24 protein-coding genes and 2 pseudogenes are annotated in these 25,612 nt (G+C 61.1%); 20 read left to right on the top strand and 6 right to left on the bottom strand.

All coding sequences use genetic code 11. The features are described from left to right. The first annotated feature begins 81 nt into the window (after window positions 1-81). From LQ938_RS11540 to LQ938_RS11500, 9 genes are all read left to right on the top strand, one after another. Window positions 82-7,047: a PA14 domain-containing protein gene (locus tag LQ938_RS11540; RefSeq protein ID WP_223722920.1), complete on the top strand. Its 6,966-nt coding sequence runs from the start codon at window positions 82-84 to the stop codon at window positions 7,045-7,047. Between the two features lie 265 nt (window positions 7,048-7,312). Beyond that, window positions 7,313-7,690 carry a hypothetical protein gene (locus LQ938_RS11535; RefSeq protein WP_223722921.1) on the top strand — a complete coding sequence of 126 codons (378 nt, stop codon included), beginning with the start codon at window positions 7,313-7,315 and terminating at the stop codon, window positions 7,688-7,690. A 150-nt stretch (window positions 7,691-7,840) separates the two neighbouring features. Next, window positions 7,841-8,434 carry a hypothetical protein gene (locus LQ938_RS11530; RefSeq protein WP_223722922.1) on the top strand — a complete coding sequence of 198 codons (594 nt, stop codon included), beginning with the start codon at window positions 7,841-7,843 and terminating at the stop codon, window positions 8,432-8,434. Window positions 8,435-9,160: 726 nt separating this feature from the next. Further along, window positions 9,161-9,559: a YbaB/EbfC family nucleoid-associated protein gene (locus LQ938_RS11525; protein WP_223722923.1), complete on the top strand. Its 399-nt coding sequence runs from the start codon at window positions 9,161-9,163 to the stop codon at window positions 9,557-9,559. Further along, window positions 9,556-9,876, top strand: coding sequence for a type VII secretion target (locus LQ938_RS11520; protein ID WP_223722924.1), 321 nt, complete (start codon window positions 9,556-9,558; stop codon window positions 9,874-9,876). Before LQ938_RS11525 ends, LQ938_RS11520 begins: the two co-directional genes overlap by 4 nt. Continuing rightward, complete coding sequence (locus tag LQ938_RS11515; protein WP_223722925.1) at window positions 9,876-11,207, top strand: DNA/RNA non-specific endonuclease; 1,332 nt, start codon at window positions 9,876-9,878, stop codon at window positions 11,205-11,207. The genes LQ938_RS11520 and LQ938_RS11515 overlap by 1 nt, the downstream gene beginning before the upstream one ends. Before the next feature lie 20 nt (window positions 11,208-11,227). Then, window positions 11,228-11,665 carry a hypothetical protein gene (locus LQ938_RS11510; protein WP_223722926.1) on the top strand — a complete coding sequence of 146 codons (438 nt, stop codon included), beginning with the start codon at window positions 11,228-11,230 and terminating at the stop codon, window positions 11,663-11,665. A gap of 98 nt (window positions 11,666-11,763) precedes the next feature. Continuing rightward, complete coding sequence (locus tag LQ938_RS11505) at window positions 11,764-12,084, top strand: hypothetical protein (protein WP_223722927.1); 321 nt, start codon at window positions 11,764-11,766, stop codon at window positions 12,082-12,084. A gap of 171 nt (window positions 12,085-12,255) precedes the next feature. Further along, window positions 12,256-12,534 (top strand): hypothetical protein, encoded by a 279-nt coding sequence (locus LQ938_RS11500; RefSeq protein WP_223722928.1) that lies wholly within the window; start codon window positions 12,256-12,258, stop codon window positions 12,532-12,534. A gap of 313 nt (window positions 12,535-12,847) precedes the next feature. Here the strand turns inward: LQ938_RS11500 and LQ938_RS11495 are convergent, their stop codons facing one another. After that, window positions 12,848-13,456 carry a hypothetical protein gene (locus tag LQ938_RS11495; RefSeq protein WP_223722929.1) on the bottom strand — a complete coding sequence of 203 codons (609 nt, stop codon included), beginning with the start codon at window positions 13,454-13,456 and terminating at the stop codon, window positions 12,848-12,850. A 4-nt stretch (window positions 13,457-13,460) separates the two neighbouring features. Then, window positions 13,461-13,793, bottom strand: a complete 333-nt coding sequence (locus tag LQ938_RS11490) for a histone-like nucleoid-structuring protein Lsr2 (protein WP_223722930.1) — start codon at window positions 13,791-13,793, stop codon at window positions 13,461-13,463. Window positions 13,794-13,963: 170 nt separating this feature from the next. On the opposite strand from LQ938_RS11490, the pseudogene LQ938_RS11485 reads away from it, so the two are divergent. After that, window positions 13,964-14,451, top strand: a pseudogene (locus LQ938_RS11485) (transposase); the annotation flags it as partial. Between the two features lie 411 nt (window positions 14,452-14,862). Here LQ938_RS11485 and LQ938_RS11480 read toward each other — a convergent pair. From LQ938_RS11480 to LQ938_RS11475, 3 genes are all read right to left on the bottom strand, one after another. Next, window positions 14,863-15,438, bottom strand: coding sequence for a hypothetical protein (locus tag LQ938_RS11480; RefSeq protein ID WP_223722931.1), 576 nt, complete (start codon window positions 15,436-15,438; stop codon window positions 14,863-14,865). Window positions 15,439-15,597: 159 nt separating this feature from the next. Further along, complete coding sequence (locus LQ938_RS15545; RefSeq protein WP_442922923.1) at window positions 15,598-16,125, bottom strand: CDP-alcohol phosphatidyltransferase family protein; 528 nt, start codon at window positions 16,123-16,125, stop codon at window positions 15,598-15,600. 724 nt (window positions 16,126-16,849) lie between these two features. Further along, entirely contained in the window at window positions 16,850-17,770 is a 921-nt protein-coding gene (locus tag LQ938_RS11475) for a hypothetical protein (RefSeq protein WP_223722932.1), read from the bottom strand. A gap of 137 nt (window positions 17,771-17,907) precedes the next feature. Here LQ938_RS11475 and LQ938_RS11470 point away from each other — a divergent pair, with 137 nt between their 5' ends. Continuing rightward, window positions 17,908-18,189: a helix-turn-helix domain-containing protein gene (locus tag LQ938_RS11470; RefSeq protein WP_223722933.1), complete on the top strand. Its 282-nt coding sequence runs from the start codon at window positions 17,908-17,910 to the stop codon at window positions 18,187-18,189. Window positions 18,190-18,328: 139 nt separating this feature from the next. Here the strand turns inward: LQ938_RS11470 and LQ938_RS11465 are convergent, their stop codons facing one another. Continuing rightward, complete coding sequence (locus LQ938_RS11465; protein ID WP_223722934.1) at window positions 18,329-18,631, bottom strand: site-specific integrase; 303 nt, start codon at window positions 18,629-18,631, stop codon at window positions 18,329-18,331. A 119-nt stretch (window positions 18,632-18,750) separates the two neighbouring features. On the opposite strand from LQ938_RS11465, the gene LQ938_RS11460 reads away from it, so the two are divergent. From LQ938_RS11460 to LQ938_RS15540, 9 genes and pseudogenes are all read left to right on the top strand, one after another. Next, entirely contained in the window at window positions 18,751-19,053 is a 303-nt protein-coding gene (locus LQ938_RS11460; RefSeq protein WP_223722935.1) for a hypothetical protein, read from the top strand. 18 nt (window positions 19,054-19,071) lie between these two features. After that, the gene (locus LQ938_RS11455) at window positions 19,072-19,362 is read left to right on the top strand and encodes a hypothetical protein (protein WP_223722936.1); all 291 of its coding nucleotides are present in this window, start codon (window positions 19,072-19,074) and stop codon (window positions 19,360-19,362) included. A 209-nt stretch (window positions 19,363-19,571) separates the two neighbouring features. Beyond that, window positions 19,572-20,195 carry an MT-A70 family methyltransferase gene (locus tag LQ938_RS11450; RefSeq protein WP_223722937.1) on the top strand — a complete coding sequence of 208 codons (624 nt, stop codon included), beginning with the start codon at window positions 19,572-19,574 and terminating at the stop codon, window positions 20,193-20,195. A gap of 77 nt (window positions 20,196-20,272) precedes the next feature. Continuing rightward, window positions 20,273-20,434, top strand: a complete 162-nt coding sequence (locus LQ938_RS11445) for a hypothetical protein (RefSeq protein WP_223722938.1) — start codon at window positions 20,273-20,275, stop codon at window positions 20,432-20,434. Between the two features lie 15 nt (window positions 20,435-20,449). Continuing rightward, on the top strand, window positions 20,450-20,671 hold the full coding sequence (locus LQ938_RS11440) for a hypothetical protein (protein WP_223722939.1): 222 nt from the start codon (window positions 20,450-20,452) through the stop codon (window positions 20,669-20,671). Next, on the top strand, window positions 20,668-22,791 hold the full coding sequence (locus LQ938_RS11435) for a type IV secretory system conjugative DNA transfer family protein (protein ID WP_223722940.1): 2,124 nt from the start codon (window positions 20,668-20,670) through the stop codon (window positions 22,789-22,791). Before LQ938_RS11440 ends, LQ938_RS11435 begins: the two co-directional genes overlap by 4 nt. A 187-nt stretch (window positions 22,792-22,978) precedes the next feature. Beyond that, complete coding sequence (locus tag LQ938_RS11430) at window positions 22,979-23,857, top strand: replication-relaxation family protein (protein ID WP_223722941.1); 879 nt, start codon at window positions 22,979-22,981, stop codon at window positions 23,855-23,857. Beyond that, on the top strand, window positions 23,854-24,297 hold the full coding sequence (locus LQ938_RS11425; RefSeq protein ID WP_223722942.1) for a hypothetical protein: 444 nt from the start codon (window positions 23,854-23,856) through the stop codon (window positions 24,295-24,297). Before LQ938_RS11430 ends, LQ938_RS11425 begins: the two co-directional genes overlap by 4 nt. 181 nt (window positions 24,298-24,478) lie before the next feature. Then, window positions 24,479-25,381: pseudogene (locus LQ938_RS15540) on the top strand (recombinase family protein); the annotation flags it as partial. Window positions 25,382-25,612 lie beyond the last annotated feature (231 nt).

Raw genomic sequence — 25,612 nt, 5'->3', positions numbered from 1 at the left:
CCGGTTGGCCTGCTGTTCGCGTCGCGAATGTCCGACCGACCGAGAACTTCGTATATCGCTTCAGCCGTCTGCCTTCTCGGCGTGACTGATTTTCCTCGCAATGCCAAATGTGAATGTGAGGTCGAGTGGTTGCTGCTGATCGTTGTGCGAGACGCAACACCGCGTCACAAACCTGAAACTTACCTGTGTGTACGCTCAGTGTTGCCTGAATGGCATACGGGGGCGCCGGTCGCGGTGCGCATTTTGAACGGGGCGTTCGTGATTCGTCGGGTGAAGTTTGTCGCGCTAGCGGCATTGCTGGTTGCGTCATTGTCTATCGGGGTTTCGGTCCCTGCGCAGGCGATCGACTTCGGGGCCACGACGTCTACGGACGAGGAGCCAAAGGATGATTCTCCGGCGCTGCCGGCACAACCACTTCCAGAAGAGGCACCTGCGGAGGTCGAAGGCACCCCGGACGGCACAGCGATAGAGCCGGGCGTGTCTGCTCCGGCGATTCCGGATCTGACACAACTACCGACGGCGGCTACCGGAGGCGCCGAGGACATCGAGACAGGCAAGTCGATTGATGTGGCGGGTCTTGAGGTGGTGTCTCGTTCCGAAACCACGACGACGTATGAAACGGAATCGGGTTCGTTGGTCGATGCGATCTCGATGACGCCGCAGAACGTCCAAAAGGACGACGGTTCGTGGGCTGAGATCAACACGTCGGTGCGGCGCACAGATGACGGGGTCACGGTCGCTGACCACCCGTTGGAGCCAGTATTTGCCGACTCGGCCGGTGACGGAAAAACGGTGACCGTGTCGAGAGACGGGCATGAGGTCTCGTTCGGGTTAGTGGGTGCCGAAGATGCGAGTGTCCAGACGCCGTTCTGGTGGTGGGATGACTGGGACACAGTGACGTACCGGGACGTCGCAGACGACGTCGACATGGAATACGAGGTCCAGAAAGGCGCGGTCAAGGAGACACTGATCCTGAAAGACGTTCCGTCGAGATCGCGATGGACCTGGCGGTTAGACGCAGGCACTCTCACGCCTAGTCTGGGCGAAGCCAACACGCTGGAATTGGCCGACGCTGACGGTGAAGTCGTGCTTACTGTGCCGACGCCGATGGCGTGGGACTCGTCCGGCGTGGAAGGCGAATCGTCTCCCGCGACTATCCCGCTACGGGTCGCACTGGCGCAGGCAGCGGACGGTTCGTGGCGCTACACTCTCGGCGCGGATCCCGCGTGGCTCGCGAACGACGACCGCGTCTACCCGGTGTTTGTCGACCCCACAGCCACCTGGTATCCGAGCTCACGAGACGGCTACAAGTCGGATGGAACGCACTTCAGTGGACAGATGCATGTAGGCAACACCCGCGAGAACAACACCAACCGCTACTGGCGCTCGATCATCGGTATCGACTACGGCAGTCTTCCGAACTACTTCATCGCGAACGCCCAGCTGGCGGTTGCATATCAGGGGTATGACACTGCAGTCCAGGAAGGCTGGGTGCAGCACGCGAGCGCATTCAGCTACAACGGTATGGGCACTCACGTCGGCTACTACCATCTCGGGACTGGTACAGCTCAAACGGAAGGATCCGGCTTTGTTCAGCGACTAGTCGACCGCTTCAAGGTCGGTGATCGCCCAGCCTGGATGATCGGTGGATGGGAGGGCGGTAGCTACTCCCATAAGCAGATCGATGCCGCCATGTACATCGAGTACTACGAGTATCCGATCATCACGCAAGGCGCACCTGCGGCCGATAAGACAGGAGTTTCACTCACTCCCACGCTGAGTCCGGCAAGCCTGTGGTGGCCGGGCACGGCCGGATGGCTCGGGTACGAGGTCGCATCGGATCCCGGAATGACAAACGTTATTGCGGCATCTGGGTGGCTCTCAGGGTCGGGGACCGTTTCGTGGAAGGTTCCCGCGAATGTTCTCCAGCCAGGACGTGATTACTACTGGCGGGCAAGTGTTGTCGACAACTACAACGGTCACCTCGGGCAGTCCACACAGCGATCTACCGGAGTCCGAAAGTTCTCGACAAATCAAGTTCCGCTTCCGGACGGCGCATGGGCGTCTCCTGGAGTTACCGGGGTATCAGGCGCTGCTCAGACGGTGACGACTTTGGCGCCGAAGCTCCAGGTGGCAGCCGTCAATGACACGGACGCAACCGGCGGAAACATGAAGTATCAGTTCAAGATCGCCACTGGATCCGATGCAAAATCGGGAGCCGTGGTCACGTCGGGCTGGATCACAGCGGTGAATGGGATCGCGTCGTGGACCGTGCCAGCCGGGACGTTGCAGGACGGCGGCGTGTACTCCTGGACGGTAGCGACCTACGACGGGCAGGACAAGAACTACGCAAACACATGGGTGAAACGAATACGCGCGGATCTTCGGTTGGGTGCAAATGGACCCTCACCGTATGACTCGGCTGGGGGCATCAACGTCAACCTCGCGAACGGGAATGGGAACTTGTCCTTCTCCTCTCCCACTGTTCGGACGCTTGGTGGAGAAATGGGCATGTCGTTCTCCTACAACACGCAGGAGGTGCCAAACGCCAACAAGGGGCTCACTGCTGAGTACTTCGACGCACGCGTCAACGGCGTAGTCCCATCGGCGCCATCCGGATACACGTTTGACAATAAAACGCCGGTGCTCGTGCGGACTGACCCATCAGTGTCATTCCAATGGGGTACCAACGCACCTGCAGACGCTGTGCCGACTGATCACTTCCTGACGCGCTGGTCAGGGTTCTTGACCTTGCCTGCGAGCTACGTCGGAAAGAACCTCACTTTCGGCGCAAACCACGACGATGGGCTCAAGCTGCGCTACGGCGGGCAAGAGCTCGTCTCGAAGTGGCAAGGCGGAGGGTGGACCACTGCCGCGTCGACCACAGTGGCGGGGGTCGGTGAAGCAGTGCCAATTCAGATCGAGTACTACGAACAGACCGGCGCTGCCTACGTAGAGCTATGGGTCGAATACACCGCCGAAGGCGCCACTGCGCCGACCCGTACTCTCTTGCAGCCAAATTGGTTTACCAAGAAGGTGCAGACCCTGCCGGTCGGCTGGGGTTCCTCCACTCCCATCGGAGGTGCCACCTCCCGCTGGGTGACAGCGATGATCACGGACTCCTCAGTAGTCCTAACCGACTCAGCAGGTAAAGCGCACACGTACTCGAAGACTTCCAGTGGCGGATACACGCCACCAGCCGGTGAATACGGCACAGTGTCACTCGACGGCAATGGATGGGTTGTACTGTCCGATGAGGACGGGACCGTCTACCAGTTCGGCAAAGAGGGGCGGGTCGTAAGTGCGACGCCATCTGCTGACATTAAGAAGTCCGCGTCTCCACAGGTCCAGTTGGGCGCGAATGGTGTCGCGCAAGCAGTCGTGGATCCTGTCTCTAAAAGCGGCACAGAATATCTGCGCAAGATCATGTTCACGTATCAGAACGGACAGCAATCCACATGTCCTGAGAGGACCGGCGAGGGATTCGCCAAAGCTCCGGTCGACATGCTCTGCGAAGTTGCGTACCCAGACGGATCGAGCACGCAAGTCTTCTATAACGCTAACGGTCAACTGGCCGCGATCGTCGACCCGGGCGACGCACTGACCCTGTTCGGTTACGGCTCAAACGGTCTGCTCGCGCAGGTAAGGGGCGTGGACGCGAATGACTCCCGCCCCCTGACTACTGCGACGCTCTCGACCGATAAAGCGACCGTTGCCATCACGTACGCGGACAGCGATGGTCGGAAGAAGATTGCATCTATCAAGCTTCCGGCTCCCGATGGTGTGACATCGAGTACGCGGCCGACTCGAAGCTATGACTACAGCATTCAAGGTAAGACCGTCGTAACCTCAGCGGGCACTGCTGGCCCGGTGAGCACGGTCATGTACGACGAAGCGTGGCGGCAGACAAGTGTGATGTCCGCCATGGGAGCGACGTCCACGCGCGTGTGGGACCCGATTAAGGATCTTGTCCTTTCCAGTACTGAGTCCAACGGTCTCGCGTCGACACGGATCTATGACAACACGGATCGCCCGATTGAGGGATACGGGCCGGGCCCCGTTGCCTGCTTCGGCGCTGACCGCAAGCCGCTCGCAAACTCCGCTAGCCTCGCAGCCTGCGGAATAGTCCCCGCAAAAAGTTCCACCTCGTACGACGGAGGAATGAACGGTCTCCAAGCTGCGTACTACACGAACACGAAGAGCCTTTCTGGAAAGCCCGCCGCCTACGCACTTGGCATCGGAACCGCGGACGGCACGGTGAACAGGGACTGGGGCACGAGTGCGCCTGCGGCCGGTGTGTCTGCTGACGGGTTCTCGATCCGCCTAATGGGTCTCGTTACGTTCCCCCAGGCCGGAACGTACACACTTCGCTCGTACAGCGACGATGGCGTTCGGATCTGGCTCAACGATGTCCTCCAGGTCAACCGTTGGGTCGACCAAGGTGCCACCGACTCCGACAGTCAACCGTTCACGGTCGCTGCGGGTGAGACCCGACGTATTCGCCTGGAGTACTTCGAGAACTCGGGTGCCGCACTACTTAACCTGCAATGGAAGACCCCTGGCGCGTCCAGCTTTGCGTTGATACCTGGGGCTCAGTTGCGGCCGGACTACGGATTAGTTACGCAGAGTGTTTCTGAGGACGTCGGTGCGCCGTCGGTCGTGACGGCGACCTCCTACCAGAACCCTTGGACGGGTCAAGCCACGTCCACCTCCGTCGATCCGGCTGGTTTGAACCTCACGACAAGAACTGGATTCGAAGATCCTGCAAGTAGCGCCCTCTGGATGCGACCGATATCACGCACCCTCCCCGCGGCCGTCGCAGCTAACAACGTGTCCGATGCGACAAGCACGAAACGTGTCTACTACAGCGACCTCGGTCAGATAACTACGAACACGTGCGGCGTCGTAAACGTCGCTCAGTACGGGATGCTGAAGTCGCTCACCGGACCTACGCCGGCCAGCGGCGCCGCAGTAACGACTTCCTACGTGTACGACGTTCTCGGGCGAGTGGTCGGGACGAAAGTGTCGGGGGATTCGGGGTGGTCGTGTACGACCTACGACGCCCGCGGTCGGGTGGTCGCCCAGACGATCAAGGGGGCGACGAGCGCAGCTACACGAACAATGACGACGACGCACATTCCGAATCTGAACGGGAGCACGACCTCGATAACCGGGCCGCCGATTGCGGGGTCCAATACATCAGCCATCAGCACGTCGGTCGACTTCCTCGCCAGAGTGACTTCCTACAGCGACGTGTGGGGAACCGTGACAACGCCCACCTACGAGCCGCTGACCGGCCGGCTCACCAAGGTCACCACCACTGCCGTCGGGTTGCCGACTGCAGTCACGGATTACGCCTATGACCTCGACGGCAAGGTCACCTCCGTCACGTACAACGGGCAGACCTACGCATCGCCAACATATGACGCGATGCAACAGCTTGAGCAAGTTGCTTATCTGGGTGGCTCGGCCGTCTCAATCGGACGAGACCGGCGCGGGCTGATCCAGAGCCAGAGCTGGACATTCGACAATGCCGCGCCCGTCTCCGATACTGTTTCTCGATCCCGAGCGGGAAGGATTACCGGAGAGTTGCTGAGCCGGCCAGGCACTGCCCAGCTTCAATCCAGCTACACGTACGATGCAGCTGGACGGCTCAGCGTGGCAAACATTCCCGGACATAGGCTCGACTACGGCTACAGCGCAACCATCGATTGCGGAGCAAACTTGGCTGCGGGCAAATCCGGGAATCGCACGAGTCTGACCGATAGGCGCTACGACCCCATCCTTGGGGAAATTGTGAAAAATGCGCGCTATTGCTTCGACTGGGCTGATCGACTCACGTCGAGTTCTGTCTCTACCAGCGTCATCGGAGCTAACCGCGGTGTTCCCGGCTCCGACCTCGATGATGCCAGCCTCACCGAAGCAGAGCTGGCGTACGATCAACGCGGCAACACGACTCGTCTAGCGGACATGCTGCTGTCGTATGACTCCAGTAACCGACACGTCCAAACTACCTACGACAACGGCACCGTCGTCTCGATCAGTCGAGACCCCGCGGGACGCATCGCAGCACGAACAGTAGCGCCTGGCGGAGGCGTTACGGCTATGACTACTAAGTACCTTTACTCAGGCGCCGGCGATGCGCCGTGGGCTATTGTTCCCAGTAACGGGCCCGCCTCCACGGTGCTTTCGCTCCCTGGCGGAGTGAGCGTTGATATTCCCTCGGCTGGTGTGGCGACGTGGTCCTACCCTTCAATCCAGGGCCACACCTTAGTCACTGGCGACGGACAAACGACCAGTGATCTCAAGCTCTATGATCCAGACGGCCGGTCCGTTGACCCGGAAGGCTACTCAGCCGAAATCGCCGAGCAGGGTGACTCAGGGGCTGTCGATGACACATCTGGATGGCACGAGTCCGGCCAGAAGATCATCGAGACGTCAGGCTCGATGATGATCATCGAAATGGGCGCACGGCTTTACGTCCCAGCTCTCGCGCGGTTCTTGCAGATCGATCCCATAGATGGAGCCGGCGTCAATAGCTACGCGTGGCCCACAGATCCAATTGGCGCGCATGATCTGAGCGGGCTGCGGCCGATCGGCGCTTGTGATTACGCCGGACAGTGCAAATCGACAACCAGTCTGACGTTGAAGAGCGGAGATGTTCTGGAGAAAGGGCGGTCATATACGCGCTCGGGAAGTGTCGGATCGGCTCGGATCGAAGTGAAGATCGAGTGGGTGGGCAGAGGCTGGCGCGTGATTGTGCCGCGGGACCAGTTGTATTTGACTTCGCGAGGCGGATTTGTGCAGTTCGTGAAGTTCGATGACATCATCCGAATTACTGGTCCCGCCGTTGACACCCCTGCGATGCGGCAGCAGTGGGATTGTCACAGTTGGGGCGGCCCAATGGATGGTCTCACGAACAATCCGGAGTGGGATCTGGAGTTCGTCCGTAGATCGAATCCCGGCTGGGGTACGCCTGTCGAAGCTTTTAGCAACTACTGGAAGGCCGGGCGCATGCCCGGAGGCGTCTGCAACTGGGGTGGGTAACGTGACTGCGGTGCAGATTCAAGGTGATGCACTGTCGATCAGAAGTGGTGATGCGTGCGACGCGTACGGAATAGCCGAAGGCGTAGACAGCCGCAGGCAGAGGAGTGATTAGGCGATGACCAGGAGAGCGAGCCGGTTGGCTCGTATCAATTTTGCGATGTTGCTCCGCGGGTTCGCTGCAGGGGGATCGCTCGCCGTGCTCTGCGCGATGTTGGGGTCATGTTCCGTCTTCGGCGGGGCGGATCCTGAGAGCAGTCCACTAAGTGTGTCCACCTCCTGCGACGAAGCGTACGGCGGAGCGTCGCGCGCGTACGCGGAGCACCTGCAGAGCCACCCCCTTTACACAGAACTCGACGAACCGCTGTACGAGGACGGCGCGTTGTCAGACCACGAACGTGCCCTCATTGCAGATGCGAACGCCGAGTACGACAGGATTACCGATCCGATCTACGACGCCTGTTCTGGTATCGAAGATCTTTATGCGGGCGCATACAATCACCGCACCGAGGAGCCTTGGAAGTACATGGTCCAAGCCGAAGACCTCAGTCAAGAGGAAGTGAAGCGTGGTTTTATCTTCTCGCAGTGTGATGGACGCGAGAACCGGCCAGCGTGCGCGGATTTCGTCCTCGCTGACTGGGATTAATCGTCTTCTCGTAGCGACGACCGTCACCGCGACCTCGTTGTTGGACGTCCTCGGCACGACTAATGCTTTCCACGAAGACCCTGAGCTCGTCCGCGATCTATGCCTGAGGTAGGCGGGCTACGCAGGCACCTTGCGCAGTAGTTTGACCTTGTGTATCGCAAACATGTCGTCGCTCCGGCCGGCGTGCGAATTGCCTCGTGGCGCGACATCCTTCGGCTGACCCGTCTGTCGTTCGAAGGCGGTCTGCTATCAATACGGAAGTCGCGCCCTTATGCGATCCTCATGAGAATCATGGTCAGTGCTCTCGCTCTGATGCTCGTCCTACTTGCGGTGCTCACCTCGACTCCGTTCGGCTCGGCAGTCCTTCTCCTAGTAGGCACGTTCACGCTGACGGTCATCGTGGTGTGGCTTCTGATGGCCGGGCTCACCGTGTTTCGTCTGCTTGATCCACGGCGCATTGTTGTGCTGAGTAGCGATCGGGACTCGGTGCTCGATGTTCTGGTCCATCGCCGACGGCTCTCCTTTGCGCAACACACTCGCCTAACGCGTAGTACGTCGGCGTCGGCACTACGCGCGGCAGTTGCGGGCTGGGTCGGCACGCTGCGGCCAGACCCCCCTCTTTTCATGGCTCAGAACGAACGTGTCGCGCAGCTTTACGAAGCACAGTTTCCGATTCTCGTCAGGACGGGCAAGGGATCTCTGACTGGTGGTGTCCAGCTCACGATCCCATCCGTGACCTCTTGATCCCTGTCGTATCGGCTGTACGGGCTCTTGCGCGCAGGTGATACGGGAATGAGAGTCGCCTCACGTGCGTACCGTAACCCGTTGCGCTGGGTAATTTGGACTCCCAGTCCAAATTGGAGGAAACCATGAACAAGGTCAAGAAAGTACTCGCCCTTTGCAGTTCTGTCGCGACGCTTGGACTTGCGTTGATCGTCGCTCCAACGACGGCCGCATCCGCAGCAGAGTTCCCCAGCTGCACCACAGCCATCCAAGATCGGACGGTCACCGCAACGTGCGCACCCCGCGCGAGCGGCGAGTCGTACCTCTTCCGCCTTGCTGTGCAGTGCGAAAGAACAACCCTGATCAACGGGACCACGCGGTGGTGGATCAACGCCGCGGACACTGGCCCTGGTGGCACGTCCTCTGCGACCTGCGAAGAGTACAGTCGCGTCGTCAACAGCGCTGTCAACATCATTGGATAGCGCGTAGCACGTAATCACGAGAAGGACGGGCCGCCTGTAGCCCGTCCTTCTCGTCGCTCCGCGCGAGGTGTAATGCGTATGGCCGCCGCGCTTCTTGTCCAGCTGCATACGACACCGAGACCACGCGGTGGAGGCAAGCCGGTCGCGGTGTCATCCGAAGACGATATCTGCACGGCCGGACTCGCTCGCAGAACTGGGCTGTTGATAACTCAGGTACCGCGTTGGTGCGGCGTTGTAGCGTCGTCACTCGTAAGAGGGGAGCCTGATGGTGTTTGAAGATGCTGACGCGGCGATCTTGCGAGTAGAAGAAGATGTGCGTAGGGCGCAGCAGCGCGCGGAGCGCTATCCGGCATTGCAGGCTGGGATCGATGAGGTCCGTGCTCGTGCAGTTTCTCTGCGGCGCGACATCGCAGTGGAGGTCGACGCCAGCGGAGTGCTCCGAAATCTTGAGATCTCCGACGCCGCGCTCGATCGCGGAGGGCGGCAAGTGAGCAGGGAAGTCATGGCGCTTCTATCCGCGGCACATCGCGACGCTCGAGCGAAGACGCTGGCGCTTACGGCCGAGATCATGGGAGAGGACGATCCGATCGTGAAGGCGGTCGCTGCGGACCTCGAAGCGCAGGAGACGGGCTCTCACGCTTGGCGCACCGGAGGCACCGTATGAGCGCCGGTGAGATCCGGGTGGATGCTGACCTGATCCAGCAGCACGCGAGTCGGGTAGAGCAGCTGGCAAGCGATGCTGCCGAAGCCGTTTCCGCGATCAACTCCATCAACCTCTCTGGGGGAGCTTTCGGGCTTCTGTGCGCGTGGATGGTCCCGCCCGTCTCAATGTTGTCCGGGGTGGTGTCATCGGCCATCTCGGGCGGCGAGGACCTCATCGGACGGACGGCAACCGAAATCCGCGCCGCCCTCGGAGAGTTCGATCAGTATGAGGAGTCCGTCACCCAGTCCGTCGCCAACATCGAGAAGGCGCTCGGCTAATGAGCACGAACTCTCTGATCGCGTCTCCGGCCGCGTCTGAGCCGTCCGCTTTTGGTGGTGCATACCTGCTGCAGGACGGAGCCGACCTGGCGAATGCGATCCAGAGCGGCAACTGGGTCGAAGGGGGCGTCGCCGCCTTCACGACAGCGCTCGACACCGTCGGCATGGTCATCGACCCGATCGGTACGCTCATCGCCAATGGCCTCGGGTGGGTGCTCGATCACATTGAGCCTCTCCGCGGGTGGCTGCAGGATCTCAGTGGGAACGCTTCCGAGGTGCAGGCGTTCGGACAAACGTGGGCGAATGCTGCGGGTCGTCTGGAGCAGGTCGGCGCTGATCTTCATCACCGACTCGGCGACCTCGATGGCCTGAGCGGGCAGACCGTCGACGCGTACTCGGCGCACGTCCGCGATCTGGCGTCGAACCTGAGCGCCACGGGACAGTGGGCCGGCGCCGTCGGCTCTGGTCTGCAGATCGCTTCCACCTTGGTGCAGGCGGTCTACGAGCTCGTTCGCGACGCCATCTCGCAGGTAGTAGGGACGGCGATCAGTGCAGCGATCACCACCGCGGCGACGCTCGGAGTCGGGTCCCCGATTGCGATCGGTCAAGTCGTCACGAAGGTCAGTGCCCTGGCGACGCGGATCGGGAGCTTCGTCACCAAGCTGCTGCGGTCACTTCGCGAGTTCCTTCCGCTCATCGATCGTCTTGCGGGTGCGGTCGAGAAGGTGCTTGCGCGATTCCACACACGGTTACCTGGCGGCAGTACCTCGCCGCAGGCAATTTCTGAACGCGCGCCCCTCTCCAGCAACCGACTTGATTCGACGGGACCGGAGGGTTGGCGACCGTTATCGCGGGAGGACATTGACGATCTCCCGGTTGTCCGCGATGGCACACACATGAGTCCTGAGGGCCGTTTGCAACCTGATACGTGGTATCAGACCGGCGAGCACGACTATATCTATCACACCGACTCGAATGGCTACATCGACCGTTTCCATGCCGAGAACCTCGAGCTGAAGACGCACGAAGGCCGCCTGTCCCACGATCCAGACACACCAGGCAAACTTGACGGGGATCATGCCGGGCACCTCGCCGCGGATCAGTTTGGCGGATCGCCGAAGCTGGACAATCTCGTGAGTCAGCTGTCCCATATCAATCTCAGCGACTACAAAAAACTCGAGACTGATTGGGCTAACGCGCTGAAGGCCGATCCTCCTGGCGTAGTGAGTGTCGACGTGAGAATCACCACAGATCCCACCGGCAGGCCAACGGCATTTATCGTCGAATCGACCATCAATGGTCATATGGTGCCGCAGACATTCCGACAGTGATTTGGTAACATAGGAAGACGATGGCCACAGAAGCAGAAGTACTCCAAGATCTCCTCTCGAAGTGGATTTCGATCGCTCTTGAATATGCGGGTTCCGCGCCAGACGTTCGCGCCGTCTACATTTATGCTTCTTCGGAACGAGGATCGAGCTTCGTCAATGCGTATTTCGACCAGGCCGGCGTAGTGGTCTTCCCCGAAGACCTCAAGGGCACGGACACCTCGAAGAACAGAATTCGCCAGGTGCAACGATTCCTGACTGAGGATCTTTTTGAAGCCGAGGATAGGTTTAAGGCGGCGAACATTCCTCGGCCTACCGAGTACCGCGTGTACTACGAGTCGGCCACGAAGAAACTGGACAGTCAGCTCTCGCGAGACGAGCAGTACGGTGACGACACCGACCGCACACCAATTCGAGGAATCGAGTACTGGCTTGGGGGGCGGGCGCCCAAGCTCTACTGACGAAGAGGTGCCGCTGCGATCCAATGCTCTTGTCGCCGCTGAGGAGTTCGTTCGTGGCGATTGTGGCGCCCTTCCGGGCGCGCCCTTGGAGCTGAGCTATGAGTGCTGATGCGGATCGCTACGACGGCAAACTGATGCTTCGGCTTCTCGACGCGTATGTGCTCGATGCTCTCGGGGCACTCGACGCTGCCACGGCTCAGGCGAATGCAGCGAATGCCGTGAAGATTGCGTCTGCTCTAAGCGCACCGGGGCTGACCTGGCAGGGATCCGTCGAGAGCGCGATGCAGATGCCACCGGACTCTCAAGATGCACTGCGGACCTTGTGGGAGCGGCACGTTCACCAGACGATCGCGAGGGGCAAAACACCGAACGTGATCGCCTGGACCCACGAACTGGTGGATTCGCGATTCAATGAGTGACCTCTGCATCCTCGGCAGCGACCTGGCCGGGGTCGTCTAACTCATCACGTTCACCTGATCCGTGGTGTCCCAGGGGTGATTGGCGGGGCAGCGCGACGGGAGGGGCGGGTGCCTGGTTGCGTCGAGCGAGCTCTTGACGAATTGAACATTGTTTCGCATACTCAGGGCCAGATGAATGCACGTCTTTTCGCTTCTTTGACTCCGCAGCAGCAGCACGTCATGATCCTGGCGATGCAGGTTCGTAATGCGATGGAAGACTTCCATGTAAAGCATCTATCCGATGCCCAGATGGCGGAACTGAACCCGATCATCCGTCAAGCGCTATACGACGCGATCATGACGGTTGAAAACGGTGATGATCCCAATCGCGTCCGAAACGTCAGCTATCTCGTCTCGATGATCCCGGACTACTGGGAGGTTCCGGGGCAGCATGAGGATGCAGAGGCGTAAGCGATGACCAGCCATCCGGTGCGGTGATTCTCTACCAAAGTGAGGACGGCACTCCAGCGCTCGACGTCCAGCTTGACGCGGACACGGTTTGGCTAATCCAGCAGCAAATCGCTGAGCTGTTTCAGGCATCGCGCAAAAAACATTCAGGAGCACATCAAGCACGTCTACGACGAGAGCGAGCTCGATGTATCGACTTCCCGTCGGAAATTCCGACAGGTTCGCGCTGAGGGCTCACGCCAGGTCACGCGTGAGGTTGCCTTCTACGATCTCGACCTCCAGCATCAACCGACGGCGCCGCTTCAGAGACCGTTGATCAAGTAACGCCAACGACTGTGGTAAGCACGGACGGCTTGATCGCCAAGGAGATAGAACCAGGTGCTTCGTGACTGTTGACATACATGATGACATCCGCCGTTTCGAACCACTTGTCGAAGATTTCGTGGCCGTGGTCGCCGGACGTGGGCTCAACAAGGACGTGGGGCGCAACACGAGCGCCAGCGGAAATCTTAGCTGTGAAGAGGTTGGTCTGCGCGCCCCCAGAAATGAGGAACAAGTTGCGGTCCTCAGCAGCTTCTGAAGTTCCCAAGTGGGTGACACCGTCGTAGGCGCGACTCAGATGTGATCGCTCTGTGCGGTGGTACCAGAGGGACCCGATCACTGCATTCGGCTGCGAAAGAAGCGCTACCGAATCGGGTAGCAGCAGCGGTAGCTCGTCGTGCTCCGGAAGGTAATGATCTACCTCGCACGCGTAGCGATGTCGATGCCACTTGTCGGGGAGTCTGCGTATCGCGCGGTGCCCATCGGTGCAGCGCAACCCCCAATAGCCTTCGTCCGCCACTTCTAGTTCCGGCATGGCGACGTAGTTTCGGTCACGCGGGCTGTAGAAGAGGAACTGACTGCCTGTTGGCTCGTAACTCGCCATGGCCTCAGTGTGCTGCGTCGTACGCCTCAAGAATGGCGAGGGGAACGCGACCGCGCGCGCTCACCTCGTAGCCATTCGCCGCGGCCCATGCGCGAACCGCACTGAGATCACGCGAGTCTTTTTTTGCTGACCGACCTTGCGCCCCGGATCTGTGGCCGGAGACTAGTCGGCCGGCGTTGATGAAAGGTGCGAGGGCTTCTCGAATCTTTTCGGCGTTCTCAATCGAAAGGTCGATTTCGTAGCTGCGTCCCTCCAGCGAGAACTGGACGGCTACGCCCTCCTCGAGAACAGAACCGTCGAGGTCGTCTGTGATCTGGGTAATCTGCTTCTTTGCCATGTCATTAGATTAGAGCATCTTGCTAACACGACCACCGTTTCGTATTCGAGTAAGCGGAGTTCCACGCGCCCTGGCGCAACCGCCAGCCACGCACGACCATCGAGAAGCTCGGCGCGAAAAATGATGGCGTGCTGCGTAACCACACAATCTTCGAGAACGGAATCGTGCGCGACATTGTGGTCTATTCGATCATCGACCTCACCCCGGCCCGTGATGAGACTGGGCCGGCACGGCTGTTGGACATGGTGTGGGGCGTTCCAAGGCGGTGTTCAAGAAGTGGCTCGCTGATCGCCTCGAGCAACGGAGCAACGGAGCAACGGAGCAACGGAGCAACGGAGCAAGGGCATCGAGGTGGTCGCAATGGACGAGTTCACCGTGTTCAAGACCGCCGCCGCCGTAGAACTGCCCGACGTGGTCACCGCCGGCGTCCCGACCGCGCTCGCCGAGATTCGCAAGCTCGGCCGCACCCTCAAACAGCGAGCGCCAGACGTGCTCGCGTTATTCGACCGACCCGGCACCAGCAACGGACCCACGGAGGCCATCAACGGCCGCTTCGAACACCTCCGCGGCTCCGCCCTCGGCCTTCCGAAATCTCACGAACCACGTCGCGAGATCACTGCTCGAAGCGGGCGGATTCAGACCAGCGCTATACCCACGTTCGCGAAGAGCCAAATTGATGTCAAATCCACATCGCCAAGAAATGCTCTTTTCTCCCCGGTCAAGATTCGCTTCCCACTTCCAATTGATGCGTTTCCCCAAAGAATGCGAGCCGTTTTGTGAGAAAATAGCAATGCAGCTCGCTTCATAACTGAGGCGGTGAGAAATGAAACGGAGAATACGACAGTTGGCCCTCGTGGGTGCGCTGATTGCAGCCTCTGCAGTAAGTGTAATCACAGCAGTTACGCTTTCGTTCCATCCGCAAGGCGATTCGAATGATCCTCGAACTTTACTGTTCCTGGCGTCAGGCGTCGCAATGGCGGTCAGCTCCACACTTCTGGCAATTGACACAAACCCCGAGAAGGGGGGATTCTAGCGGTAAATTCATTAGCTGGGGAGCGAGCTGCGCTTCCTAGTCGGCACCATTCGACGGGAAAGACAACAGCTTCTCCTCCACCCAACGGTGGTACCAAACTCGAAACAACCATACTAAGAGAGTGATGATCGCGTTCACTATGAAGGTTACAAAAAGTAGCCACTTGGGGATCGTGAACGACTCCGCCGTGTCGCTCCAGTCGGAAAACATGATTGAGACAGCTAAAGTCCACGCAAGAACTACGATCGGTACCCACCAGCGACGCGCTATGAAAATAGAGCCGGCGAATATTGCGGCAAGGGCGAAAGAGTAGGGGGAGCTTAAAACTCCACCTGTCGCCTGTGTGAACCATCCGAGTGCATATACGCAGCCGAACGCCAAGATATTAAGTAGAGCAAACCAGATCGTGCGCCAGGCCCTCGGTGCCATCGATAACTCATCGGCTTCATCCGCGCTCATTATCGTAGAACGAAGTAGTTCCTTCATTGGCCCGGCCGACACCACAAGGAGAACCCATATAGCGATCAGGGCCATGCAAACTGACCAGAATGTGAACGGCAGCTCATTCGCATCCGGGATAAACCAGTGCTGAGTTTGAATCCCATAAGACATCGCCGCGAACGTTGCCCCACCAACTGCAAGCCCTTGAGCCTGCGGTGATAGATTCAGGCTGAATCGATATGCAGATCTGGGAGCTTTGGCGGGACTATTTGATACCACTGATTCTCCAATCGATGCAATATCTAATGACGTTCACGTGTCCTAATCGGGCTAATCGAGGGTGTCGATCAAATCGGATCTAACTACTGCCCGCGGTGGCATTCTTAGCAACTTGAAGCATTGCGCGCAGTAGTCGATTAGGGTCGCGATGCCCAGGATGCTCATTAGAACTCCGAGAGGCCAGGACGCTGCTCCTATTAGCACCAGCCCGATCCCCCAAGCTGCGACACTGAGAGTGAAAGAGCGATGCCACTTCGCACCCGCTGCGATAATTCTGCGCGAGCGGAGCACGTAAAGTCCGACCGTTGCTTGAATCAAGTCCCGCCCAAGCATGATTAGCCAAAAGACGGCAGCCATGGGTGTACCAAGGCAAACCACCAAGGCCACGAGGTGGATGCTCAGCTTGTCGACAATTCCGTCTAGGGCTCGCCGCGTTGCAGTTTCTGCACCGAACCTACGCGCAATGACTCCATCAAATATGTCTATAGCTATGAATGCGGCGATGTAGGCGATGTACGGCACAAATTTCTCGTCAATGGCCGAAAAGACAATAGGTGGGATAAATAGGAGTCGACCCACAGTCAATGTCAGCCCCACCCATATATGTTGGCGCGCAACGGGTAGCTCACTCGCACTTTGTGCGACGGGAACGAATCTAAGCGTGAGAGACACACATCCCCCGAAGATCGGCTGGAGCCGGGGAAGTATTCGCGTTCATGTCGCAAGTCAACCACAGGCATCTCGTTCTCTGCCACTGTCGATGCCGCCACCGCGGCGCTCCTGCGTGGGACGGACGCCGACGTCGCCCACTGGCTACCTAGCGCCGCGCACATCGCGCGGTCGACGCGCCCCTCAGCCACGCCATCTGCGGTTCTCGAGACTATCCACCAGTTAGTCTGCTTCGAGACTTTCTCCGTGTATTTCGATTACGTGTTACAAGAGAGCGAGCCTATAGCGTTCCACGTGACGAGACGTGAACCAAGTAGGCGATCGCGTTCGTCCCATAGCTGGCGACAGTACCTCCAGTGAACGACGCGCCACGCGGGGGCGCAACCGTACAATCGCGCACCACCCCGTCCCAAGAGGTCTTGAGTTGGATGCCTCAGCCAGGTTCCGACGCTTTGTTCTCCTCCTCGCGCCTGAAAGGAGGAGCTTTGCTTTCTTCTATTCTCGGCACGGCCGTACCAATTTCCACCGAAATGGTCGCTTCGGGTTCTCTGCCTTCGCAAGTCGCGTCCAAGTTGTGGAAGCAAACGTGCGCCCCCCGATGCGAGTCCGAGGGGCGCACGTGAACGGGGCGGGCTCAGGCGTTGCTGTGCTGCTTTCTCCGTCGTGCGAGCAGCATGGACAGTCCTCCGGTCGCGATGAGAGCGGCGGCGCCGATGCTGATTCCGCCGACCAGGATGCCGTTGCCGCCTGTTGCGGCAAGCTGGCCGCCATGCACGCTGAGGTCCAGCCAAAGCGACCCGGTCGTGGCGCCGCGTAGTTCGATGCGGTGGGCTCCCAGCGGGGTATCTGCGGGGATAGTAATCGCCTGGGTAAGTCCGCCCGAGGCGTCGGCGGTGCCAGTCCAGAGTTGCACGGGCGTCGAGTGGATCCACAACTCGACGGGCTCGTTCGTCGCCAGCCCCGAGGCCGTCACGGTGACGCTGCTGCCCGCGAAAACGTTGGTGGCGGACAGCGATGCTCCCGGCGATGCAGGCGCGGCTGTCGCGGAGGGCGTGGGCGCCGGTTCTGTTGTCGGCTCCGGCGTGGGAGTCGGCGTCGGGGTGGCTGCCGTCACGGTGAAGGGCATGGTGCTGAATACGGTCGGTTCGGGGCCGCCACAGTCGCCACAATCAAGGACCGGGTAGGACGCGATCGAGAGGTTGTAGCTGCCGGGGGTGAGCGTGAAGGCCTTGTTATAGGAGCCGGGCGTGGAGATGTCGAAGTAGTCGCGAGCGCCGTTGTCGGTTTCCCAGTAGTTCACGTTCGACGGCGAGATGTAGACGCGCATCGAGTACGGCGGGGCGGGAAGGGTGACGCTGTCGTTGGGTGCGTAGTCGAAGGTCACGGTCGCGGATTCGGCGGTGGTTGTGTTCACGGCGACATTGCTCGCTAGGACTTGTAGCGGGTCCTCGGCAGCAACGGCAGCCTGCGGGGTGATGGCTAGTGCGCCTGCGACGGCGAGGGCTGCGGTGGCGACGGAAAAGGTGCGCCGGAAGCGGCGCCAGGGTCGGGTCATTGGAAGGTCCCCCAAGGGCATTGAGCGGTGAGCCGGGCATGTGGCAGGCCGTCTCGCGAGCGTCGGGGCAGCCTAATTCCGGACTTTACCAATTTCTATTGGTTCTCACCAACTCTTCTTGGTTTCAGGCTGAAACAGTGAACCTCAGCCCCGCCGCGTCGCCCGAATGGGCGCAGTTTGCTCGGGAGCTTGGGATCAATCTGCGCCGCGCCCGCGACGCGAAGGTGCTCACCCAAGAGCAGATGGCTGAGCGAGCCAGCATCTCGCTGTACGCCTATCAGCAGTACGAACGGGGCGCCGTGACGAGAGGAGGCGCGGCAACCAACCCGCGCCTCGCCACTATCCTCGCGATCTGCCAGGTGCTGGATATCGCCGTCGAAGAGCTCCTGCCGCCCGTGCCGTCGCTCACGGCTCCCTAAGGTCGACGACGATACGCAGAAACGTCCCGAAGTGGTCGGGACCTGTCGAGCGCGTCGGGATCCGCTCCGCCAAGGATCGCCCGGCGCTCTGGGGATGGAAGATGCCGCCGTCCTCTGCAAAGCGCCGCCTGCGATTTGATCATGTGCGCGCGAGGAGCAGACGAAGCACCACGAGCCGTCGCCGAATGGTGCTCTCGCTGTACTTTCGGCGCCGAAGCAGTGCGACGTACTGCGTCCGGTCGGATTCCGTGAGCGTCAGTACGTTCTTGTCGCGCGCGACCGCCCACTCGAACCAGTCCTGCAGATCCGCCCAGTAGGCCCGTGCGGTGTTGTAGCCGTAGTCGAGCAGTAGTGCCTCGCGCCGATCGGCGAACTCTTGCCATTGGTTCGGGATGTCGGGAACGAACTGCATGTGGTTCTCGGGATAACGTTCGCTTTCCACGCGTGAATCCTACCGAGGGTGTTATCACCCTTATGCTTTCTCCCTGGTCAGGGTGAGATTTAGTGTGAGTTCATTGCCGGAAAAGCCCCCGGTAGATGGATCTGGAAGGAATGCAGAGTATGTCGACCGACCTCACGCCCCTCTTCGGAGGAAACCATGTCACCCAGCACGGACAACGACTGACCGGAGCCGTAGCCCGTCAGACCAAGCGAGAGCTCGAGGCCATTGCTGCCCGCGCGGACATCGCCGCCGCGACCGAGCAAGTCGCGTTGGTGCACGCCGCAGTCGCGATGAACAACACCCTCACGCTGTATCGCATGACGCAGGCCGGCCTGCACGACATCCCCGAAGCGGCACCGCTGGTTCTGCCGATCCTGTCGAGCTATGCGCAGGGCGCCGCCCGCCGTAGTCAGCAGTACTGACGAAGGGACAGCCGGAACGTGGACATCATTACCGCCGTCAGCGTCTGCCTCGTCGCTCTCGGCCTCACCTTGGCCTTTGGCTTCGTGACGGTCTATGCAGCGAACCTCATTCGCGGCGCGTTGACACGACGTCGCGTCGCCCGTGTAAGACGGCTGCGGTCTGAGCGGGAGCGGAAGCAGCGTGAGCTACGCGCGGCGATCTATCGTCTCGCCCAGGCCCTCTCGGAAGAACAGGCTGCAGCTGAACATGCGAAGCGGGGAATTTCGCAGGCGCTGTACGTAGCGCGAGGCGAGCTGCCTCCGACGTAACCGTCACCTAGCTCGATCGGACGGCGTCGCGGCGCTCGGCCGCGCCACCGGGGTCAACGGGCGAGTCGCTCGACCGGACACTTTACGAATTCGCCCCGATGCTTCATAAATCAGTGCAGCAGTCCGGGCACCCGACTCCATTCATCATCCATGAACGACGTTCAGCGTGCCCGTTTTCTTCACTTCGGGCTGCGGAAAGGAGGGTTTCCATGAACAGCAACAACAAGAGAACTGACCACACCGACGAGGGGGCGCCCCCGGGCCATCCGGCCGACGAACGGCCTGCCTGCCTGATGATTGACCCGCCCTGGGGAAACGCAGGGCAAAGAGGGCAGTACGGCGCGGATCAGCACTACCCACTCATGTCCATCGAGCAGATCCGTGCGATGCCGATCAGCGATCTCGCCGCCGACAACGCGCACCTGTACCTCTGGTGCTACCCGGCCGTCCGCCGGATAGCCGAAGAAGTCATGGAGGCGTGGGGCTTTCGCTTCGTCGACGAGTTCGTCTGGGGAAAGGACCAGATGGGACTCGGCCCGTATTTCCGGCACGCCCACGAGACGCTCCTGCTGGGTGTCAAAGGCCGCTTGCCGTTCCAGTTCCATGGGCAGCGATCGTTCGCGATGTACCCGCGGCAGGATCACTCCCACAAGCCTGAGGAAGTGCACATTCTCGCTTCCCGATGCAGCCCCGGACCGTATCTCGAGATTTTCGCCCGCCGACCGTTTCCGGGCTGGAAAGTCTGGGGCAACGAGGTGAAATCGGACATCGTGATCCCGGGATACCCGGTTCCCAGTGACGCCCGACACCGACGCGAGGTGCCGAATGCCTGACGCCCGCATCTGTCTGACACACCCCTATGCGGAAGGAACCCGCCATGTCGCCTTCGGACCGCGGCCCAATGGACACCGTGAGGACATTCGCGTGGTCAGTGCTTCTCGTCGCGCTTCTTCTCTGGGCGACAACCTGGATCCTGTCGCAAATATGGGGCTGGCTGCTGATCATCCTCCTGTGCGGAGGCGCGTTGCGGCTGCTCGTCGTCTGGCTCCGATCACGCCGCAACCGCTGGTGACGTCAAGAGGTCTCCATGCGTAACCAGAAGCGCGGGCGCGGTCGTCCGCGACGCGAATACCGCATCCGCGCCCGAGCGGAGCTGAGGCCAACCCCGGACTACGACAAGCTCGCCCAGGCGCTCCTCGAGCACGCCGCGATTCAGGAACGTGAGGGACAGCAGCACGACACGACAGCCACCCCGGACCCCGATGCTCTCGAACGCGGCGATGACCGCAGCGAGCGAGGCCTGCAATGACTTCGTGGCGTCAGATCCACTGGCCGTCGCCGCTCGACGCCAACCAAGCGGTCGGTTTCCTGACCGCGCTCGCTTCGGACACCACCCGTTCGGGCCTCACCTTCGAGGCTCGAACGGAAGCAGGGAAGACCAGCTACCTCGTCGGGGCAGAGGACGGTGAAGTACAGAGCACCGTCTCCCTGCTCCGCCGTCTTTTCCCCGGCGCGGTCCTGACAGAGCTCAGCCACGCGCGAACTGAAGTCGAGCGGGCGGGGAGGCTCCATATTCGACAGCGCAACCTCAACTTGGCGCTCGACGCCAGCCCGGAAACCCTTCGGACCGTACTGGCGGCGCTCACCCACGCGACGGGCAAGGGCGACGTGCTCGTGCTTCAGGTAGTCCTCGGACGCGCCCTCGCACCTGAACTCCTTCACCCACATTCTCCCGACCCAACCGCATCACTGGCGCGTGTACTTCTGACGGGTTCGACGCCACCACCTTCAGATGTTCGGGGACGGCTGCAGCAGAAGCTTGCTCAGTATCGGTTCCGTGCTGTCGTCCGCGTCGGAGTGGCCTCACCGTCGCCCGTCCGTCGGCGACTCATGGTGCACGCCATACTGGCCGCGCTCAGAACGCTGCAGAGCAGCGGCACCACGATCTCGCTCACGAGTAAGAACCCGGTCAATCTGGACTCAGCGACGGTGCCGCTTCGACAGCCTCTGCGGCTCACTCCCGGCGAACTTCTCCCGCTCCTGGCATGGCCCGTTGGTGCGGAGAATCTTCCTGGTCTGCCGCCCGCGCACCCTCGCCTGATCGCACCTCCGAACACCTACAAGGCGCCGGCCGATCGGGTGTTCGCGATGACGACCTCCCCAGGAGGCCCTGCGCCGGTCGGGATCGACATCGCCGACGCCACCCGCCATACCCACCTCTACGGTCCGACGGGCGCGGGAAAGAGCACGCTCCTCCAACACCTCATCGCCGCTGACTTGCGGGCCGGCAGATCCGTTGTCGTCATCGATCCCAAGCGGGACCTCGCGATGGACGTGCTCACCCTGATCCCCGAGAACCGCGTCTCAGAGGTGGCCATCATCGATCCGTCGCTGGCGCGTCCAACGGGCATCAATCCCTTCGCAGGCTTCGACCAACCCAACGCCGACGAACGCCGCTCTCTGGTGGCGGACATCATGCTCGACCTCTTCCGAGGCCTGTTTCCGACCGCGTTCGGCCCGCAGACGTCCGACACGCTGCACGTGAGTTTCCTCACCCTGACATACGCCCCCGACGCCAGCCTTGCCCGGTTACCCCAGCTCCTGACCGACCCGAACTATCGTCGCGGAGTTGTCTCGCGCATCACGGACCCAGCGCTCCAAGGCTTCTGGGCGCAGTACGACGCCAAATCACCTGGCCAGCAAGCAGCGGCCGTTGGCCCCGCGATGAGCCGACTTCGCCAGTTCCTGCTGCGCCCAGGCGTCCGCGCCGTCCTCGAGCAAGCGAATCCAAACTTCGAGCTCAGCGACCTGTTCACGAAGCGGCGCATCCTCATCGTCAGCCTGAACAAGGGGATGCTAGGAACCGCAGCGTCCCTCATCGGCGCACTCGTCGTCGCGCAGCTCTGGCAGCTCATCCTCGCTCGCGCCGCGACACCGCCCGCAAAGCGGCGCCCGGTGAGCATCTACATCGACGAAGCGCAGAACTTCCTACACCTCGGCGATCTCGCCGAGGCGCTCGAACAGTCTCGATCGCTCGGCGCTGCCTGGCACCTCGCCCACCAACACCGCGCACAGATGCCCGACAAACTCCTGCGCGCCATCGACGCGAATGCTCGCAACAAGATCATCTTCGGACTCGAGGACGACGAAGCCCGTGCCGCCGCCCGACTCACCGGACTGGACGCGGAGGACTTCACGCGGCTTCCGCCCTACGAGATCTACACCAGCCTCCAACACCACGGCAGACGTACCGGTTGGTTCTCCGCCCGGGTACTCCCACCGCTTAAAGCCGTGTCTTCGGCAGACGCAGTGATCGCCGAAGCAGAGTCCCGGTTCGGCGCCTGCGTCGAGACCCCGCCGCCGGTACAGATCGGACTCTTCCCGGACGCAAACGAGCCGATCGGACGCACGAAACGGAGCCACAAATGAGTGCCATCCGAGAGGTGAGTGAGCGTCCGGTCGCCCGTCCGGCCACAAGCACATTACGTGCTCGATACCCCCGGCATTCCGGCCATCCATCGGCAGTACGGGAGCCGACATTCCCGCCCTTGGCGGGAACCCTTCCCACCAACCAGTTCGCCTGGAGGCGCGACGGATGAACGAGGCACCCTCACCCGTGCAGCCGATCGAGTCAGAACCAGATGCGCACTATGCGCCGCGCATCAGCCAGGTCCAACTCGCCAGACTCGTCACCCGTCTGTCGGAGCGAGATGGCGAGATCTTGCGGTTCCTTTCTCGACAGCGCTACGCCACAACGAGCCACCTGCGCCGCATGTACTTCACGAACCACCGCACGAGGACCGCCGCCACGAGAGCCACCATCCGGGTGCTCGACCGGCTCCTGTCGATCGGTCTCGTCACGAGGCTGGAAAGGCCCGTCGGCGGACACACTCGAGGTTCCGCCGCCTTCGTGTGGCACCTCGACGGTGCCGGCGAACGCCTCACACGTAAGCGGAATGCATCGCGACGACGCTTCGTCGACCCGGCCCTGCCGTTCCTTGAACACTCATTGCAAATCACCGAGACCGTGACCCAGCTGTACGAGTACGGTCGCGCCGACGGCAGCGAACCGATGGCGGTCGAGGTTGAATCCGAAGCCTGGCGAAGCTTTCTCGGACCGGCCGGCACCATCAAGATCCTCAAGCCCGACCTCTACGTCGCGCTCGTCACCGGGGACTATGAAGACCACTGGTATATCGAGATCGACCGCGGAACGGAATCGCTCCCGGTGCTACTCGAGAAGTGCCGCACCTACGAGGCCTACCGGCGTACGGGGGCAGCACAGGTCGAGCGCGGGGTCTTTCCCCGAGTGCTGTGGGTTGTCCCCACAGAGCGGCGCGTAGCGCGGCTGAGCTCGGCCATCCGGGCAGACCCGGACACCCCAGCCCCACTGTTCGCGGTCACCACGCCAGATCAGCTGCTCCGGGTCATCAGCGACCCGACCCCGACTGCCGACGCCGCACCGGAACCAAGAAAGGAGGACCCCAGGCCATGAAGCCAGAGAACCCGCACCACGAAGACCCGCCAGAACGCCGCGCATTCTTCACCCCGCCAGGCGCCGAGGCGCAGCGAACGATCGACACCATCCTCGGACGCCTCAGCAACCCTGAAGACGAACTGCGCGTCATCGAAGGGGTACTCACGCACGGCGCCGGATTCGCTGCCTTCCTCCGCCTCACCGACACAGCCCCCGAGGATCCCACCCTGATCCGACGCTACGAGCAGTGCTATGCCGACGCCTGGAACAGCATCGACGACCTGGTCATCGACACCATCGAAGCGCTCGGATGGCAGGCCGAACTCGCCACCTTCAAACAACAAAACGGCGTCCCCGACGACTACCTCACCTGGAATCACACCGCCTTCCACGACCGGCTGAACGACATGTACAGCTTCGTCAAGCTCGATGGAGTCACGCACGCGTTCTACCGCTAGCGCCGCGACGTCTCATGCGGAGGCCGCGAGAGGGAGGCACGGTCATCGGATGCGCACCCCAGGAGCATCCGGAGCGATGACAATTCCGCATCACCTGAACTATCGACATTCTCAGCGAAGAGAGCGTCAATAAGGAAGCCCGCTCCGGTCTCGTCCGGGCGGCGGAAAGGAGGCACACTCCATGAACGAAACCACTGAAGAACAACCGAGCACGCGTCCCCGCCGCGCCTCGTTCGCAGGCTGGGAGCAACTTCTTGGCCTAAATGGAACCGCCCCAGACGAGAGTCTGAACACGCCTACGGACGGCGGCGGCGCGGTGCTGTACCTGCGCGTTTCCACCCAGCGGCAGATGCATACGGCAATCGACATCGATGCCGACGGCAACTCCATCGCCACCCAACGAGAGGTGTGCGTGAAGCGCTGTAAACGCCTAAAGGCGCCGATCCTCGCCGAGTTTGTCGAACCCGGCAACTCTGCCCAGTCCATCGCGAAGCGCCCCGTCTTCCGCGAACTTATTGGCTACGTGGAGGAGCATCCCGAGGTGCGCCACGTCATCATCTACATGCGATCGCGCATCTTTCGGAACCAGACCGATGCTGCCATCACCAAGCGCATCCTTGCCGGTATGGGCGTGAAGCTCATCTCCGCGAAGGAGGAGTTTGGTGAGGGCTACATGGCCGACGCCATGGAAGCGATCACCGACATCATGAATGAGGTCCAGGTCCGCCAGAGCGGTGAGGACATCAGGAACAAGATGCTGCACAAGGCGCAAAATGGCGGCACGGTCGGTCGCGCGAAGCTCGGCTACCTCAATGTGCGCAAGGACTTCGACGGACGACTCGTCAACACAATCGACGTGGATCCCGAGCGTGCGCCGCTCATCCGCTGGGCCTTCGAGCAGTACGGCAGCGGCAAGTACAGCCTCGCGCAGCTCCGTGATGCGCTCACCGAGCAGGGCTTCGTCACCCGCCCGACCGCGAAGTGGAAGGCGGGACCGGTCTCGTTGAGTCAGCTGAGCCTCATCCTCCGAGACCCGTACTACCTGGGGATGGTCACATACAAAGGTCAGGTCTTCGACGGCCGCCATCAAGCGCTCATTTCCAGTGAGACGTTCGAACGAGCGCAAGAGGTCTACGCCGAGAGGAGCCGTCCGAATCAGCGCGACCGCGTTCACAAGCACTTCCTTCGTGGCCTGATGTGTTGCGACCGCTGCAAAAAAGGTGGACGCGCCCACCGCATGATCTACACCGAAGCGAAGAATCACGCAGATCAGATCTACGGCTACTACCTCTGCCGGGGCAGACAAGACGGCGCC

It is taken from the genome of Microbacterium sp. cx-55 (assembly GCF_021117345.1).
GTDB lineage: Bacteria > Actinomycetota > Actinomycetes > Actinomycetales > Microbacteriaceae > Microbacterium.
Note: the sequence above shows the minus strand (reverse complement) of the source record. Positions and strands in the feature narration are given on the sequence as shown.